This is a genomic window from Aeromonas sp. Prich7-2 (assembly GCF_017939255.1).
Classification (GTDB): Bacteria; Pseudomonadota; Gammaproteobacteria; order Enterobacterales; family Aeromonadaceae; genus Aeromonas; species Aeromonas caviae.
Genome location: NZ_JAGKRI010000005.1, coordinates 36,081 through 51,349, shown reverse-complemented (window position 1 = coordinate 51,349; position 15,269 = coordinate 36,081). Strand labels below are relative to the sequence as shown.

At 63.0% G+C, this 15,269-nt stretch carries 14 protein-coding genes and 1 pseudogene; 7 read left to right on the top strand and 8 right to left on the bottom strand.

All coding sequences use genetic code 11. The features are described from left to right. The first annotated feature begins 83 nt into the window (after positions 1 to 83). The gene (locus tag J9892_RS01300; protein ID WP_103243597.1) at positions 84 to 572 is read left to right on the top strand and encodes a zinc ribbon-containing protein; all 489 of its coding nucleotides are present in this window, start codon (positions 84 to 86) and stop codon (positions 570 to 572) included. A gap of 85 nt (positions 573 to 657) precedes the next feature. On the opposite strand, the gene lnt is transcribed toward J9892_RS01300, so the two are convergent. From lnt to miaB, 5 genes are all read right to left on the bottom strand, one after another. Beyond that, entirely contained in the window at positions 658 to 2,187 is a 1,530-nt protein-coding gene (gene lnt, locus J9892_RS01295) for an apolipoprotein N-acyltransferase (protein ID WP_042014505.1), read from the bottom strand. Between the two features lie 181 nt (positions 2,188 to 2,368). Then, complete coding sequence (corC, locus tag J9892_RS01290) at positions 2,369 to 3,250, bottom strand: CNNM family magnesium/cobalt transport protein CorC (protein WP_010673769.1); 882 nt, start codon at positions 3,248 to 3,250, stop codon at positions 2,369 to 2,371. A gap of 95 nt (positions 3,251 to 3,345) precedes the next feature. Next, positions 3,346 to 3,810 (bottom strand): rRNA maturation RNase YbeY, encoded by a 465-nt coding sequence (gene ybeY, locus J9892_RS01285; protein ID WP_039041101.1) that lies wholly within the window; start codon positions 3,808 to 3,810, stop codon positions 3,346 to 3,348. Beyond that, the gene (locus J9892_RS01280) at positions 3,807 to 4,865 is read right to left on the bottom strand and encodes a PhoH family protein (RefSeq protein ID WP_010673771.1); all 1,059 of its coding nucleotides are present in this window, start codon (positions 4,863 to 4,865) and stop codon (positions 3,807 to 3,809) included. Before J9892_RS01280 ends, ybeY begins: the two co-directional genes overlap by 4 nt. A 50-nt stretch (positions 4,866 to 4,915) precedes the next feature. Continuing rightward, the gene (miaB, locus tag J9892_RS01275; protein WP_010673772.1) at positions 4,916 to 6,349 is read right to left on the bottom strand and encodes a tRNA (N6-isopentenyl adenosine(37)-C2)-methylthiotransferase MiaB; all 1,434 of its coding nucleotides are present in this window, start codon (positions 6,347 to 6,349) and stop codon (positions 4,916 to 4,918) included. Between the two features lie 224 nt (positions 6,350 to 6,573). Between miaB and J9892_RS01270 the strand changes: the two genes are divergently transcribed. The 3 genes from J9892_RS01270 (at position 6,574) to J9892_RS01260 (ending at position 9,183) form a co-directional block, all read left to right on the top strand. Then, entirely contained in the window at positions 6,574 to 7,737 is a 1,164-nt protein-coding gene (locus J9892_RS01270) for an FAD-dependent monooxygenase (protein WP_053288740.1), read from the top strand. A 140-nt stretch (positions 7,738 to 7,877) separates the two neighbouring features. Continuing rightward, the gene (locus tag J9892_RS01265) at positions 7,878 to 8,444 is read left to right on the top strand and encodes an isochorismatase family cysteine hydrolase (protein WP_160837068.1); all 567 of its coding nucleotides are present in this window, start codon (positions 7,878 to 7,880) and stop codon (positions 8,442 to 8,444) included. A 103-nt stretch (positions 8,445 to 8,547) separates the two neighbouring features. Further along, on the top strand, positions 8,548 to 9,183 hold the full coding sequence (locus J9892_RS01260; RefSeq protein ID WP_134996972.1) for a cold shock domain-containing protein: 636 nt from the start codon (positions 8,548 to 8,550) through the stop codon (positions 9,181 to 9,183). 45 nt (positions 9,184 to 9,228) lie between these two features. Here the strand turns inward: J9892_RS01260 and J9892_RS01255 are convergent, their stop codons facing one another. Further along, on the bottom strand, positions 9,229 to 10,116 hold the full coding sequence (locus J9892_RS01255; RefSeq protein ID WP_134996971.1) for a LysR family transcriptional regulator: 888 nt from the start codon (positions 10,114 to 10,116) through the stop codon (positions 9,229 to 9,231). A 114-nt stretch (positions 10,117 to 10,230) separates the two neighbouring features. On the opposite strand from J9892_RS01255, the gene J9892_RS01250 reads away from it, so the two are divergent. Both J9892_RS01250 and J9892_RS01245 read left to right on the top strand, forming a co-directional pair. After that, positions 10,231 to 10,455 (top strand): hypothetical protein, encoded by a 225-nt coding sequence (locus tag J9892_RS01250; RefSeq protein WP_010673776.1) that lies wholly within the window; start codon positions 10,231 to 10,233, stop codon positions 10,453 to 10,455. Then, positions 10,452 to 11,035 (top strand): annotated as a pseudogene (locus J9892_RS01245) (HAD-IA family hydrolase). Before J9892_RS01250 ends, J9892_RS01245 begins: the two are co-directional and overlap by 4 nt. Before the next feature lie 21 nt (positions 11,036 to 11,056). On the opposite strand, the gene J9892_RS01240 reads toward J9892_RS01245, so the two are convergent. Then, positions 11,057 to 12,517, bottom strand: a complete 1,461-nt coding sequence (locus tag J9892_RS01240) for a GGDEF domain-containing protein (protein ID WP_246876606.1) — start codon at positions 12,515 to 12,517, stop codon at positions 11,057 to 11,059. Between the two features lie 105 nt (positions 12,518 to 12,622). Next, positions 12,623 to 13,225: a nitroreductase family protein gene (locus tag J9892_RS01235; protein WP_010673779.1), complete on the bottom strand. Its 603-nt coding sequence runs from the start codon at positions 13,223 to 13,225 to the stop codon at positions 12,623 to 12,625. A gap of 290 nt (positions 13,226 to 13,515) precedes the next feature. Between J9892_RS01235 and J9892_RS01230 the strand changes: the two genes are divergently transcribed. Further along, positions 13,516 to 15,060, top strand: coding sequence for a sensor domain-containing diguanylate cyclase (locus tag J9892_RS01230; RefSeq protein WP_010673780.1), 1,545 nt, complete (start codon positions 13,516 to 13,518; stop codon positions 15,058 to 15,060). Positions 15,061 to 15,269 lie beyond the last annotated feature (209 nt).

Genomic DNA, 15,269 nt, shown 5'->3' with positions numbered 1-15,269 from the left:
TGAGAATGGCAACCGCCGCCCGTATCCGCCGAGCCCGAGGTCAGGGTCTGGCTCGATCGGGATTCAGCAGAGGAGTGATGGCCATGGACAAACGTCGACAAGGGTATGAAGCCTTTATCGCCCAGCTCAAGAAGCAGTGGGAAGAGACGGAAGCGTTTCAGGGAGAGCGCCTCAACCGGATGATCGCCAAGGTGCAGGCCTATCTGGAGGCGGCCGGGGATCTGACCCAGGACGAGCTGGCGCTGATCGCCGAGTATGTGAAGCGGGATCTGGGCAACTATGACGAAGGGCGCAAGGATGAGCAGGTGGAGGAGTCCGCCTTCATGCTGGCGCTCAAGGACACCGCCTGGTCCTGGCTGGCGGACGTGACCGACCGAACCCAGGTGGAGTGGCAGGAGTTGGCGGACGAGCTGGAACACAAGGGGGTCTACCGGGCGGGGGACTGGGTGGGACTCGGGGTGCTGGTGTGCGACCACTGCGAGTGGCGCCATACCGTGCTGCACCCGGAGCAGCTTGACACCTGCCCGGAGTGTGGGGCCGATGAATATCATCGCGAGCCGCTGTCTCCTTGAGCCGCCAGACTGTGCCAAGCCATAAGCCAAACCATAAAAAGAGGCGCCCAAGGGCGCCTCTTTTGTTTATCGGCGTTGTGTGGTCTTAGCCCTTGCGTGCCCAGGGGTGGGCACGTGGGCGCAGCCACAGGGCCAGCCCCAGCAGGGCGGCGGCCAGGCCATACATGGGCCAGCTGCCAAAACGCAGATAGGGGGTCTGGCCGTGGGCGGGGCGTACCTCGGCACGCAATACTCCAGCCTCGAATTGCGGGATCTGGGCGATGATGCTGCCGTCTATCTCGGTGACGATGGTGATGCCGGTGTTGGTGTCGCGCAGCAGCGGGCGGGCCAGCTCGAGGGCGCGCATGCGGGCGATCTCCATGTGCTGCCAGGGGCCGATGCTGGTGCCGAACCAGGCGTCGTTGGAGACGGTCAGCAGAAAGTCGGTATCCGGCTGCACATTGCGGCGCACCTCGTCCGGGAAGATGATCTCGTAACAGATGGCGGCGGCAAACTTGAGCCCCTTGGCGATCAGGTTCGGCTGCACCTCGTCACCCCGGCTGAAGGAGGACATGGGGAGGTTGAAGAAGGGGGCGATGGGACGCAGCAGATCTTCAAAGGGTACGAACTCGCCGATGGGCAGCAGGTGGTACTTGTAGTAGCGGTTCTTGTGCTCGTAGTAGTAGGACTCCTTGCCCTCAGCATCCTGTACCCCCATGCCGAGCACGGTATTGAAGAAGCGCTGCTGTTTCAGATCGTAATGGATGATCCCCGCCAGCAGGCCGGTGTCGTTCACCTTCATCGCCTTGTCCAGGCTCTCCAGATAGGTACCCATCTCCTTCTCGATGGCCGGGATGGCGGACTCCGGCCAGACGATGATGTCGGCATCCTGGTTCTCGCGGCTGAGATCCTGATACTTGCGCACGGTCGGCACCAGGGCCTCCGGATCCCACTTGAGGGACTGCTCGATGTTGCCCTGCACCAGCGCGACCTTGACCGGCTCACCCCGGGTCACCCAGTTGAGCTGCATCAGCCCCTGGGCGGCGCCCACCAGGGCGACGGGGAGCAGCAGCCAGGCCGGCTTGCGGTGCTGCCATACCAGCCAGAGGGCGGAGGCGGTGAGCAGCAGGGCGAGGGTGATGCCCTGCACCCCGAGAAGGGGAGCGAAGCCCTTGAGGGGGCCGTCTATCTGGGTGTAGCCGAACCAGAGCCAGGGGTAGCCGGTCATCACCCAGCCCCGCAGCCAGTCGGCCATCAGCCAGAGCGCCGGGAAGGCGAGCAGCCAGCGACTCCAGTGGCGGCCGGCAAAGAAGCGGGCGAAGAGCCAGCAGGCCAGGGTCGGGTAGAGGGAGAGATAGGCGCAGAGCCCGGCCAGCAGCACGAAGGCGGCCGGCAGCGGAATGCCGCCAAACTCCGTCATGCTGACGTGGATCCACCACTGCCCGGGCAGGAACAGACCCATGGCGTAGCCGAAGCCGCGCCAGGCTGCCTGTTTGGGGGTGGCCTTGTCCAGCAGGGCGTAAAGGCCGAGCAGGGAGGGGATCACCAGGGGCCAGTAGCCGAAAGGGGAGAAGGCCAGCACGGCGATGGCGCCGCTGGCAATGGCAAACAGGCTGGTCAGGAGTTTCGATTTCACGGGGGATCGGGGCTCGAATTGGACTGAATGGAAACACAATGGCCGACATCTTAACCGCAAACCGGGTCAACGGCGAGCCTCGCGGTCGGCGTGGGTCCAGGGGCGGTCGCGCGGCGGGAGAGAGGCAAAAAAAAGCGCCCCTGACGAGAGGGGCGCGGGATGTGCGTGGGGCTGGGCGGGATCAGGACTCCGGCTGCGCCGCCGCATGATGCTCGGGGATCTTCACCTGCAACTGTTGCAGGCGACGGCGATCGGCGTGCATCACCTTGAACAGGTAGCCGTCGAGTTCGATCTCTTCACCCTTCTTGGGCAGGTGGCTGAAGGCGTGCATCACCAGACCGCCGACGGTGTCCACCTCTTCATCGCTGAACTGGGTGCCGAAGAAGTCGTTGAAGTCCTCGATCTCGGTCAGCGCGCTCACCGAGAAGACCCGCTTGCTGATGCGGCGGATCTCTTCCGGCTCGTCCTCGATGTCGTCGAACTCGTCGTCAATCTCGCCGACGATGAGCTCCAGAATGTCCTCGATGGTTACGAGGCCAGAGACACCGCCAAATTCGTCCACTACGATGGCCATGTGGTAGCGCTCTTCCCGGAACTCCTTGAGCAGGCGATCGACCCGCTTGCTCTCCGGCACGATCACCGTGGGACGCAGGATCTTCTCCAGCTGGAGCGGTTCGCTGGCATGCTGGCCGCCAAAACCGAACGGCAACAGATCCTTGGCGAGCAAGATGCCCTCCACGTGATCCTTGTCTTCGTTGATCACCGGGAAGCGGGAGTGGCCGGATTCGATGATGACCGGCAGGAACTCGTCCACCGGCTGGGACTTCTCGATGGTCACCATCTGGGAGCGGGGGATCATGATGTCACGCACGCGTAGCTCGGCAATTTCGAGCACGCCCTCGATCATGTCCTTGGTGTCCTGATCGATGAGGTCCCGCTCTTCGGCATCGGCGATGACCTCTACCAGATCATTGCGGTCTTTTGGCTCGCCCTGGAAGAGTTGGCTGAGTTTGTCGAGCCAGGTTTTCTTCGGCGAGCCGGTACTAGGGTGATCGTCGGTCATTTTCTCTCTTGGTTACTCGTATGAACACACTTGAAATCGTTGTGGCTATATGAGGATGGGCACCGGCTGTTTCAAGACGATGACCATCCGGTTCGTTACTCTTCGTCGTTCAGATAAGGATCGGCGAAGCCCAGTTCCTGCATGATGTCGCGCTCGAGCTGCTCCATCTCCTCGGCCTCCTCGTCCTCGATATGGTCATAACCTAGCAGATGCAGACTGCCATGCACAACCATGTGAGCCCAGTGGGCCATCAGGGGCTTGCCCTGTTCGACGGCTTCGGCCTCGACCACCTGGCGGCAGATCACCAGATCCCCGAGCAGGGGCAGCTCGAGACCCGGTGGCGCTTCGAAGGGGAAGGAGAGCACGTTGGTGGGCTTGTCCTTGCCGCGATAGGTGTGGTTGAGCTCGCGGCTCTCCGCCTCGTCCACCAGGCGCACCGTCACCTCGGCCTCGGGCTGGAAGCCCAGAATGGTACCGTCGAGCCAGCCTTGCAGCTGGGCCTCGGTCGGCAGGCCGTCCGGGCTGGCGCAGGCCAGTTGCAGATCCAGGGTCACGCTCATTGGGCACTCTCTTTGCTGGTGTTCTCGTTGCGGGGAGTGGCTGCGCTCTTCTCGGCCGCCTGCTGGGCATCGAATGCCTCGTAGGCCTGCACGATGCGGGCCACCACGGGATGGCGCACCACGTCCTTGGACTCGAAGAAGTTGAAGGAGAGGCCATCGACCCCCTGCAACACCTCCAGGGCGTGGCGCAGACCGGATTTGGTGCTGCGAGGCAAGTCCACCTGGGTGATGTCGCCGGTCACCACTGCCTTGGAGTTGAAGCCGATGCGGGTCAGGAACATCTTCATCTGTTCCGTGGTGGTGTTCTGGGCCTCGTCCAGGATGATAAAGGCGTCGTTGAGGGTGCGGCCGCGCATGTAGGCAAGCGGCGCCACCTCGATGACGTTGCGCTCCATCAGCTTCTCCACCCGCTCGAAGCCCAGCATCTCGAACAGGGCGTCGTAGAGGGGGCGCAGGTAGGGGTCCACCTTCTGGGAAAGATCGCCGGGCAAGAAGCCGAGCTTCTCACCGGCTTCCACCGCCGGGCGGGTCAGCAGGATGCGGCGGATCTCCTGGCGCTCCAGAGCATCCACGGCGGCGGCCACGGCGAGATAGGTCTTGCCGGTCCCGGCGGGCCCGATGCCGAAGCTGATGTCGTGGCGCACGATATTGGCGATGTACTGGGCCTGGTTCGGGCTGCGGGGCTTGATGAGACCGCGCTTGGTCTTGACCGTGACCTCCTTGCCATACGGCAGGGAAGGGGCGGGTTCGTCGTCCTGCTCCAGCACGCGGGACTCCTGCACCGCCAGGTGCACCATCTCGGGGGTGATGTCGCTCACCTTGCTCCCCTTGAGGGGTTGGGTTTCCACATAGAGGTGTTTGAGGATGACGGCAGCCGCCTCCACCTGGGCCTGCTTGCCGATCACTTGGAAGTGGTTGTCCCGGTAGCTTATCTCGATGCCGAGACGGCGCTCCAGCTGCTTGAGGTTGTCGTCAAAGGGTCCGCACAGGCTGGCGAGGCGCTGGTTGTCGGCGGGTTCCAGATGCAGATTCAGGGTGGAGATGTGTCGGCTCAAGGTGTCCTCTTATCGGTTGTTCCCCCGCCACGGGGCGGGGGAGAGAGTCATCAATGGGGTCTGAAGGCCGCAACGCCCAGATCATCGGGCACGTTGTCAGGACGACGGGCGAGGATCTCGCTCGGGGCCGTGGCGATGCGCAGGTTCATTTCGTCCTCGCCGCGGATGAAGCGGCCGCGCAGGGAGTAGGGGCGTACGTCGGTGATCTCCACGTCGGCGAAGCCGCCGATGAGGCGGTGCGGCCCCTCGAAGTTGACCACCCGGTTGTTCTCGGTGCGGCCACTGAGCTGCATGGGATCCATCTTGGAGGGCCCCTCCACCAGGATGCGCTGCACCGAGCCCAGCATGGCGCGGCCGATGAGCATGGACTGGTGATTGATGCGGTTTTGCAGTCGGGTCAGGCGGGCCTTCTTCACTTCCATGTCGACGTCATCGGGCAGGTCCGCGGCCGGGGTGCCGGGGCGCGGGCTGTAGATGAAGCTGAAGCTCATGTCGAAGTTGATCTCCTCGATGAGTTTCATGGTGGCCTCGAAGTCTTCGTCCGTCTCGTTCGGGAAGCCGACGATGAAGTCGGAGCTCATGGTGATGTCGGGACGCACGGCGCGCAGGCGGCGGATCTTGGACTTGTACTCCAGCACGGTGTGCGGGCGCTTCATCATGGTCAGGATGCGATCCGAGCCGCTCTGGATAGGCAAGTGCAGGAAGCTGACCACCTCGGGGGTATCACGATAGACCTCGATGATGTCGTCGGTGAACTCGACCGGGTGGCTGGTGGTGTAGCGAATGCGGTCGATGCCGTCGATGGCAGCCACCAGGCGCAGCAGTTCGGCGAAGGTGCAGACCTCCCCGTCGAAGGTCGGCCCCCGGTAGGCGTTGACGTTCTGGCCGAGCAGGTTCACTTCGCGCACCCCTTGCTGGGCGAGCTGGGCGATTTCATAGAGCACGTCATCCAGTGGCCGGCTCACCTCCTCGCCACGGGTGTAGGGCACCACGCAGAAGGAGCAGTACTTGGAGCAGCCTTCCATGATAGAAACGAAGGCGGTCGCCCCCTCGGCACGGGGTTCGGGCAGGTTGTCGAACTTCTCGATTTCGGGGAAGGCGATGTCCACCTGGGCACCGCGCCCCTCCTGCACCTGCTTGATCATGGTCGGCAGGCGGTGCAGGGTCTGGGGTCCGAAGACGATGTCCACATAGGGCGCCCGGCTGCGCAGGTTCTCCCCTTCCTGGGAGGCGACGCAGCCGCCCACCCCGATCACCAGCCCCGGTTTTTTCGCCTTGAGCTTCTTCCAGCGACCGAGCTGGTGGAACACCTTCTCCTGGGCCTTCTCGCGGATGGAACAGGTGTTGAGCAGTAGCACATCTGCCTCTTCCGGCTCCTCGGTAAGCGTGTAGCCATTGCTGGCATCCAGCAGGTCCGCCATCTTGGACGAGTCGTACTCGTTCATCTGGCAGCCCCAGGTCTTGATATGAAGTTTCTTGCTCATTGCTTCTCGTGACTGGTTTTGAAATCGGCAGGATCAAAGGACCGGCCATTTTACTCCGCAATCCCGGTGCTGACCAGTCTGGGGCCGCCCGTCGCCATCAGGGCCGGCTTGTCGTCGGCAATTGCGCATCCCCCTCACTGTTTCTGCCGCCTCCTTGCGTTATCATGCCCCATTCGGTTCGGCCCTTGCCCCTTATCGCGGGGACTCCTTGCAGGAATCAAGTTATGGAACAGTGTGATATTGCCATCGTCGGCGCCGGCATGGTGGGCGCCGCCACCGCCTGCCTGCTGGCGGCAGAGGGGCTCTCGGTTCGGGTCATCGAGACCCGGTTGCCCGAGCCCTATGCCCCCGAGCAGCCGCTGGATCTGCGGGTTTCCGCCATCAGTCAGGCCTCGGTGGCGCTGCTGACCCGGGCCGGTGCCTGGCAATATCTGCAGCAGATGCGGCTGTGCCCCTATCGCCGGCTGGAGACCTGGGAGCTGGACGGCTTCGCTACCCGCTTCGACGCGGTGGATCTCGGGCTGCCCCAGCTCGGCTACATCATCGAGAACCGGCTGATCCAGCTCGCCCTGCTGAAAAGGATGGAGGATTTCCCGACCATCCAGACCCATACCCCGGCGGCGGTGACGAGTCTGCGCCAGAGTGCGGATGACGCCGTGCTGACCCTGGATGACGGCACCGAGCTGCAGGCGCGCTGGGTGCTGGCCTGCGATGGTGCCGAATCCCACACCCGGCGACTGGCCGGCATCGGGGTGTCGCGTTTCGAGTACCGCCAGCACTGCATGCTGATCAACATCGACACCGATTTTGCACAGGAAGACATCACCTGGCAGCAGTTCACCCCGAGCGGCCCGCGCGCCTTCCTGCCGCTGCCGGGCCGCCATGGCTCCCTGGTCTGGTATGACAGCCCGGCCCGCATCCGGGCGCTGGCCGCCATGAGCAACGAGGCCCTGGCCGTCGAGGTGCGCCGCCACTTCCCCAGCCGCCTTGGCGGTTTCACCGTGACGGCCAAGGGGAGCTTCCCCTTGGTGCGCCGCCACGCCAACGACTATCACGCCGGGCGAGTGGTGCTGCTCGGGGATGCGGCCCACACCATCAACCCGCTGGCGGGGCAGGGGGTCAACCTCGGTTTCAAGGACGTGGCCTGCTGGGCCGGGTTGCTCGGCAAGGCGGGGGCACAGTGGCATGAGCTGGCGCTGGCCGGGCGTTACGAGGGGCGACGCCGCCCTGACAACCTGCTGATGCAGTCGGGGATGGATCTCTTCTACGGGGTCTTCAGCAACGAGATAGGCCCCCTCAGGCTTGCCCGCAACCTGGCGCTGAATCTGGCGGACAAGGCGGGCCCCCTCAAGGAGATGGCGCTACGCTATGCGCTTGGGCTGGTATGAGGCAGTGCGTGGCACTGCCAGGTACCAATCGGGTGGCATATCAATCCGTGTGATGGTGCCAGCCGGTTTTTTATATGGCCGCGAGGAGTGATCCTGGCGGCGCAGGGGCAAAACGGCCTCAGGCAAGGGGGGAGCACACCATGAACAAGGCATTGCTGGTGATCGATTTCATCAACGACATCGCCCACCCGGACGGGCGCATCGCCGCCTCGGCGGCCCAGGTGATCGAGCAGAACGCCATTGTGCACGCCAATCAGGCGCTGGATCATGCCCGCGCTCACGGCTGGCTGGTGGTGCTCATCAAGGTGGGGTTTGACGAGGGCTATCTGCTGCAACCCAAGGGTTCCCCCATGTTTGGCCGTGCCCGGCAGTTCGGGGCCCTCTCCCTGGCGGACAGCGGCACCGACTTTCACCCGGAGCTCGATGTGCAACCCGGGGATCTGGTGCTGACCAAACCCAGGGTCAGCCCCTTCTACGGCACGGCGCTGGAGCCGGCGCTACGGGCCAATCGCATCGAGCATCTCTATGTGTGCGGCGTGAGTACCAGCTGGGCCATTCAGGGGGCGGTGCGAGATGGTCACGATCGGGACTACGCCATCACCATCCTGGAGGATGCCTGTGCGGCGGCGGATGCCGCAGAACACCAGGCTTCCCTGCGCATGCTCGGTCGCATTGCCGAGATCATCAAGGTCGCGGAGCTGCTCTGACCACTCGTATCTAATCCACTCATTTTTCATGCCAATGCTCTGTTGAAACCGAACCAATTTCGGGCAACATGAGTGGAACCGTACTGGCCACAAGGATGAGGACATGCGTTATCAGGGCAGGATCGCGAGCTGGAATTCACAACGCGGTTTCGGGTTCATCAAGCAGGAGCAGGGCGGAGCCGATCTTTTTGTTCACATCACCACCCTGCAATTCGATGGCAGGCCGCCGGAGGTGGGGGAAAAGGTTTCCTATCTGATCGGGAGCAGCAAGGATGGCAAGCCTTGTGCCGTACAAGTGTTCTTTCCCGACCGCCCGCTCTCGCTGGCTGGCGGACCTATGCCATCCATGCCGGATCGTGGGAGCAGGGAGGATTTGAGCCCTCGGGCACCACACGCCACCACATATAGAACCCGGGAGTATCATGCTCCTCGTCGCAAGGGGCGCTGGGGTGGCAAGTTAATCCCCCTATTGGTGCTGGCGGGGTTGTTCTCCCTCTATTCCCGCTTCTCGGCCGAGTTTGCCTCACTTCCATCCGCTCCCTCTTTTAGCCAGGAGGACAGTACTTCGAACAGTACGATTCAGGCACCGACTTTTGTTCGTCAGTGCGATGGCCGTCAGCATTGCTCCCAGATGACTTCCTGCGAGGAGGCGACCTGGTTTTTGCAAAATTGCCCCAATACCAAGATGGATGGGGAAGGAGACGGCATCCCCTGCGAGCGGCAGTGGTGTGGCCATTAGCCAGCCGTTTTGTACTTCAGGATTCCGGTTCGGGCTGCGCTCCTCTCAGAGGCTGTGGCTCTGCGGATATGCCGCCCTGACCAGGGCCAGAAAGCGATCCCGAATGGGATCGGCAAATTCCGGGTTCCACACCAGGCTGATTTCCCATTCCGACCAGGGGCCGGAGAGGGGGTAGAGGGTCACCTCCTTGCCTGCGATGAACCCCACGCTGCGCGGCAGGATGGCGTTGCCGATACCGGCGGCCACCAGGGCGACCAGGGTCTGGATGTCTTCCGCCTCCTGGATGAGACCGGTCAGCCGGTTGGCGCCGAGAAAGCGGGCGATCTGCTGGCTGAGACCCGGGCAGCGATGGCCCACCATCTGCAGCAAGGGATCGCGGATCAGCGCCCGCTCCAGGTCGAAGTCCGGCCCTGCCACCTGGGTGGGGACGGCCAGCACCAGTCTGTCCGTCAGCAGCCTGTGTTCCCTCAGCTGCGGCGCATCAGGCCGTCGCATGAAGCCCAGTTGCAGCCTACCCGCCAGCAAGTGCTCCTGCTGGATGGCGGAGGTGGTGTCCCGCAGGTGAACCAGCACGTCGGGGGCCTGCTGCTTGAAACGGGCTACCAGGGAGGGGGCCAGTGCGAAGCTGGAGAGCCCGAACCCGATGTTGAGGCGTCCGGCGGCACCGCTTGCCAGCGCCAGGGCATGCTGCTCAAATCCCTTGCCGTGATCCACCAGAGCCATGGCCTGGGGCAGCAACTGGAGGCCGATGGCGGTCAGCTCGGCCCCGTGGCGGCCCCGGTTGAACAGGGTGCTGCCGAGGGCCTGCTCCAGCCCCTGGATCTGCTTGGTCAGGGCCGGTTGCGTCACAAAAAGCCGGCTGGCCGCCTCCCGGTAGTTGGCACTCTCGGCCAGCGTGACGAAGGCCTGCAATTGTCTCAGGTCGAATCTCATTCCATTTGGTTATCCAATGTGGTGATTTATTGATTATAAATTATCTAATCTCCTTGTTCTAATGGTCTCGAAACGGGCCTGCTTGCCCGCTGTTCAGTCACAAGGAGTCATGTCATGTCGAGCGAACGCTATCTGTTTTTGATCAAGGGGAGCCTGGTGATGGCTCAGCCGCTGGCCGCACCGGAGACCGGGGAGCTGCTGACCAGTCTGTTGCAGCAGGGGTTCGTCGTCGCCCCCTTGCCGGTGTGGGCCAGCAATGCGGAGCAGGCGCTCGCCTGTTACGAGGCCGCTGCCCAGCGGCAGGTCTTCGCCGATGCGCTGGCGGGGAGAGCCCTGTGAGCGCGGTGCGCGTGAAGGCCGCGGCCCTGCTGCTGGACATGGACGGGACCCTGGTCCACTCCACCGGCGACGTGGAAGTCGTGTGGCGGCGCTGGTGTCAGCACCATGGGCTGGATCCCGCTCCCGTGCTCGCCATGTGTCACGGCGTGCGCTCACGGGAGGTGATAGGGGCCCTGGCTCCCCAGCTGGACGTGGCAGTGGAGGTGACCCTGCTCGACGATTTGGAGATGGAATACGCTGCGGCGCCGATGCCCCTAGACGGTGCCCGGCGACGGCTCGAACAGCTGCCGTCGACGCGCTGGGCGCTGGTGACTTCCGCAAGCCGGATCCCGAGCCTTATTTGCTGGCTGCCAGCCGGTTGGGACTGGCTCCGGCCGATTGCCTGGTGTTCGAGGATGCGCCAGCGGGCATCGCCAGCGCCCTGCAGGCGGGTTGCCAGGTGGTGCAGATGGGGGGAACAAGGCGGTATGACGGCAGGCTCAAGGGCTGGCTGCGGGACTGGCGCGGGATCGAGATCGAGGTGACACCGGACGGGCTCCATCTTCATCTGCCCGCCCCGCTGCCGGCAGAGGCAGGATGATGACGACAAGGGGCACGCCATTCAGGCGCCGCAAGATTGCCCGATGCTGGGGGAAGCCTGCTCAGCCGAATAGCGTTCCACCCGGTTGCGGCTATTGTGCTTGGCCAGATAGAGCGCCTGATCGGCGCGAGAGAGCAGCTCGTCCAGATTGAAGGGGCCCTCTCTCTGGGAGGCGATACCGATGCTGACCGTGATGCAGACGGCGGGCTCGGCTCCCTTTTCTTCCCCTGGCTGCGCGACGATTTTTCGCAGCCGCTCGGCCACCGCCATGGCCTGCTCCTCGCTGAGGCCGGGCCAGATGGCCACGAACTCCTCTCCCCCCAGGCGACAAAAGAGATCCCCCGGTCGAAGCTGGTCGTGCACACGGGCCGCGAAGCTGCTCAACTGGTTGTCACCCTCTTCGTGACCGTGACGATCATTGATGCGTTTGAAATGATCGATGTCCAGCATGCAGATCGCCACAGGGTAGCGCTGCACCGTGAGGTGCTGGAGCAGTTCATTGGCGGCCGACCAGAAGCCGGCCCGGTTCAGCGCACCGGTCAGGTGATCGTGGTGGGCCAGGTGTTTCATCTCCCGCAGCAGGCTGTTGCGGGCCGCCATGATGCTGGCGGCGGTCAGGGGGGTGAGAGCGATCAACATGACCCCTATCCGGACGGAGAACATCCAGTACTGGGTCTGGACATCGTGATTGATGACGAGGTGGCCGTTTGAGAGGGCGATCAGGATCAGGGTGCTGTAACTCAGGGTCAGCAGGCTGGTGGCGAAGACGGAGTAGGTGACGGCGCACCAGAGCAGCGCCGGTACCGGGAAGGCGATGGATCCCGGCCCCTCGATGAGCAGGGTGAGCAGCAGGGAGGCCACCAGGCTCAGCAACGGCATCAATCCGGCCCAGGAGAACTCGGTGCGATAGAGGAGGGTACGCCAGGGGGGCACGCTGTCATGGGGAGGCAGTGTCAGGAGCACCGGCAGTATGGTCATGTAGTTCACCAGCTCGCTGGCAAACCAGAAGCCCAGCCCGTAGAGCGGGGGGCCCAGAGACAGGATGGGATTGATGATGGCGCCGACCACGCCGGCGGCGAGGGAGGCGGCCAGGGTGTTTCGCAGCAGGAGCACGAGGGAGGTGGGGCGCCTGAGGAGCTTGTCGGCAGGCGCGAGCCGATGCATCAGCAGATACCCGACGCCGATGCCGGCCAGGTTGCCGCAGGTCAGCAGGATGGTTTTGAACAGGGGCTCACCGGTGAAGAGGGCGGCGAGAAAAAAGCCCAGTATGCCGCCGGCCCAGCCCGCCGGTGTGGCCAGGCGTGGATAGCGCACCATGCAGCCGAGCATGACCGCATTGGCAGGCCAGAAGGCCGCCAGCAGGTTGGGGGGGCGGGTGAAGATGCCGATCAGCGAGAACAGCAGTACCAGGGCGGCGACACACAACAGAGCGGACAAGGGCGTCAATGTGCATGAGGTACGTTGGCGTGCGATGTCCCCCATGGGGACCTCCTGACAAGAGAGGGTTTGCTCAGAGTATGGCTGGCACGTGACAAGGGTGAACGAGTGCGAGATGAAAACGCCCCCTGGTGGAGGGGGCGTGAAGGCTTACTTGAAGACCCGGAAACGCACGTCGTCGTCGATGAAGGTCTTGTCGCCGGCAGGTTGCTCTATGCTGCCAAAAGGCATCTGGGCACGGAGCAGCCAGCTGGCGGGCAGGTCCCACTCCTTGCGGACCGCATCGTCGATGAGCGGGTTGTAGTGTTGCAGGGAGGCGCCGATGCCCTCCTGGGCCAGGGTGGTCCAGACCGCGAACTGGGCGATCCCGGTGGCATGTTCGGACCAGATGGGGAAGTTGTCGGCATAGAGAGCGAATTTCTGCTGAAGATCCTCGATGACGGCGGTGTCTTCGAAGAAGAGCACGGTGCCAGCCCCGGCGCGGAAGCTGCCGTTGATCTTGGCTTCACTCTGGGGATAGGCCTCCGGCGGCACTATCTTCTTGAGCTCCGCCTTGACGATGTCCCACAGCTTGTGGTGCTGCTCGCCGAACAGGATGACGGCGCGGGAACTCTGGGAGTTGAACGAAGAGGGGCTGTGCTTGACGGCATCCTTGATGAGGGCGGTCAGCTGGGCCTCGGAGTGGGTCACCCGGTTGCCCAGGGCATAGATGGTACGACGTGCTTTGATCTGTTCGATAAACGGACTGCTCATAACATCTCCTTGGTTGATGAATCATCACCGCCAGCGTTGCCGACAAAGGTCATCTGGCTCCGATTTCTCGAGTCATCGACTATATCACCTTGCGGGCAATAAACCGTCAACGAGGAGTAATGACTGTTTCTACTTTTTATGGATATTCACATGACGGATGTGAATATGGCCGTGAGACACCTTGATATCTTTTTTATCATTAGCAGTGGATGTTAATGACTTCAATCAATATCTTTTGCAGATTTTTAATCTATAAAATTCATCCAATATGACATTTTATAGAGGGTGGCATGACGGCGGCGCTGATCAAGGAACGCTATTACATACTGACTCCGCTGTCGTTTCTCCTGGGAGGGCTGGTGCTGATCGCCACCCTGTTGCTGGCGGCAGCCAGCTACCTGAGCAGCATCGACAAGACGGTGGCGGGTTACGGTCACATGCTGGCCGCCCTCGACGCCACCCTGTTCCAGGACATGGCGCAGGACAACCGCCGCCAGCTTGGCGTGCTGGAGGCGTCCCTGGACAAGCAGGCCATCGCTGCCGGGGCATCGGCCATCAATCCCATCTGGGCCATTGCCCATCAGTTCAAGTACGACGCCCACTTCCTCTATTTCTACAACGCGCGCACCCATCGGCTCGACGGCTATCCCGACTGGCAGCAACCGGAGGGCTACCGGGCACAGGCGCGGCCCTGGTTCCAGACCCTGTCCGGCGAGGGCGATGATCTCGTCTGGTTCGGTCCCTACCCGGCGTTTGATTTGGCCGGAGAGGTACTGACTCTCATCAAGCGGGTCAAGGATGATGAGGGGCAACTGCTTGGGCTGCTGATGGTGGACATGTCGTTCAGTGCCTTGCAGGGGGCGTTGCACCGGGCAGTGGGTGAGGATCCGGTGGCTCTTTACATCACCGAGCGCAAGGGCGGCAAGCTGGTGGTGGGGCACAATTTGTCGCTGTTGCCGCCCCGTCTCGAGCGGGAGACGCAGGCGGTCGGCCTGGACGGGTTCTGGGCCGGTCGCCACCTGCAACACGCTCTGGAGGGGATGGAGTGGGATCTCAACGTCTATCTCCCCCCCTCCCATTTTCATGAAAACCTGCAAGACACCCTGCTGATGGTGGTGCTGCCCGCCCTGGCATTGCTCTGCATCTGGCTGTGCAGCCTGTGGTTTCTGATGCGGATCTTTCGTCAGGAGCAGGCGCTGGTGCAGGGCTCGCTCAGCGGCCTCATCCGGGATGAGGCGAGAAAGGAGATCCAGCGGCGTCAGCGAACCTGGTTCGTGCACGGCAGCCTGGGAGAGATAGAACAGGTGCGAAACAGCCTGCTGCAAGGGCAGGATGCCCTGCTCCACGACCCTCTCACCGGCATCCTGAACCGGCGAGCCTTCGATCAGCAGCGGGCGGAGCTGGAGCAGGCGAGGAGGCCCTACTGGCTGGTGCTGTTCGATGTGGACAACTTCAAGCGCGTCAACGACAGCTGGGGACACGGTGTGGGGGATGCGGTGCTGTTTCGGGTAGCCACCATCATGGCGAGAACCCTGGGGGATGAGCAGGTCTACCGCATCGGGGGCGATGAATTTGCGGCCTTGCTGCCCTGGGAGCAGGCGGAGGTGGAATGTCGCCTGACCCACCTGCTCGGTCGGGTGAAGGCCCTGAAATGGCGGGAGTTCGCCGACGCCATCACCCTGAGCGCCGGCGGCGCGCGCTATCCGGATGATGCCCTGACGCCGCTCGAGCGGGCGGATGCCTGCCTGTACGAGAGCAAGCACCAGGGGCGGGATTGTTGGCATCTGGCGGCGTCGTCGCCCGTTGACGGGGAGGTTGTGACAGTATCTGTCTGACGGTGATTGCTGCAAAAAAGGGCCTTTGGGCCTAGAAAAGGGTCATGACGGGGATGATTTCTCGTGTGACCTTTTTTTTTGATGTGGTTTCAGGTGGTTAGCCTGCTTTCTTGCATCGTGTCGCGAACCGGAGACAGGGAGGGCTGGCCGTGAGGTGCCCCTTGCGGCAGTGGCGCAGGTCAGGGGGCTTTGTATAGTGCAGGGAAAAA

What these genes read in the sequence shown, in the direction of transcription:
- J9892_RS01300 (WP_103243597.1), top strand. Translation starts at nt 84, where the DNA reads ATGGACAAACGTCGACAAGGGTATGAAGCCTTTATCGCCCAGCTCAAG.
- corC (WP_010673769.1), bottom strand. Translation starts at nt 3,250, where the DNA reads ATGACCGACGATCACCCTAGTACCGGCTCGCCGAAGAAAACCTGGCTC.
- ybeY (WP_039041101.1), bottom strand. Translation starts at nt 3,810, where the DNA reads ATGAGCGTGACCCTGGATCTGCAACTGGCCTGCGCCAGCCCGGACGGC.
- miaB (WP_010673772.1), bottom strand. Translation starts at nt 6,349, where the DNA reads ATGAGCAAGAAACTTCATATCAAGACCTGGGGCTGCCAGATGAACGAG.
- J9892_RS01270 (WP_053288740.1), top strand. Translation starts at nt 6,574, where the DNA reads ATGGAACAGTGTGATATTGCCATCGTCGGCGCCGGCATGGTGGGCGCC.
- J9892_RS01265 (WP_160837068.1), top strand. Translation starts at nt 7,878, where the DNA reads ATGAACAAGGCATTGCTGGTGATCGATTTCATCAACGACATCGCCCAC.
- J9892_RS01260 (WP_134996972.1), top strand. Translation starts at nt 8,548, where the DNA reads ATGCGTTATCAGGGCAGGATCGCGAGCTGGAATTCACAACGCGGTTTC.
- J9892_RS01255 (WP_134996971.1), bottom strand. Translation starts at nt 10,116, where the DNA reads ATGAGATTCGACCTGAGACAATTGCAGGCCTTCGTCACGCTGGCCGAG.
- J9892_RS01250 (WP_010673776.1), top strand. Translation starts at nt 10,231, where the DNA reads ATGTCGAGCGAACGCTATCTGTTTTTGATCAAGGGGAGCCTGGTGATG.
- J9892_RS01240 (WP_246876606.1), bottom strand. Translation starts at nt 12,517, where the DNA reads ATGGGGGACATCGCACGCCAACGTACCTCATGCACATTGACGCCCTTG.
- J9892_RS01235 (WP_010673779.1), bottom strand. Translation starts at nt 13,225, where the DNA reads ATGAGCAGTCCGTTTATCGAACAGATCAAAGCACGTCGTACCATCTAT.
- J9892_RS01230 (WP_010673780.1), top strand. Translation starts at nt 13,516, where the DNA reads ATGACGGCGGCGCTGATCAAGGAACGCTATTACATACTGACTCCGCTG.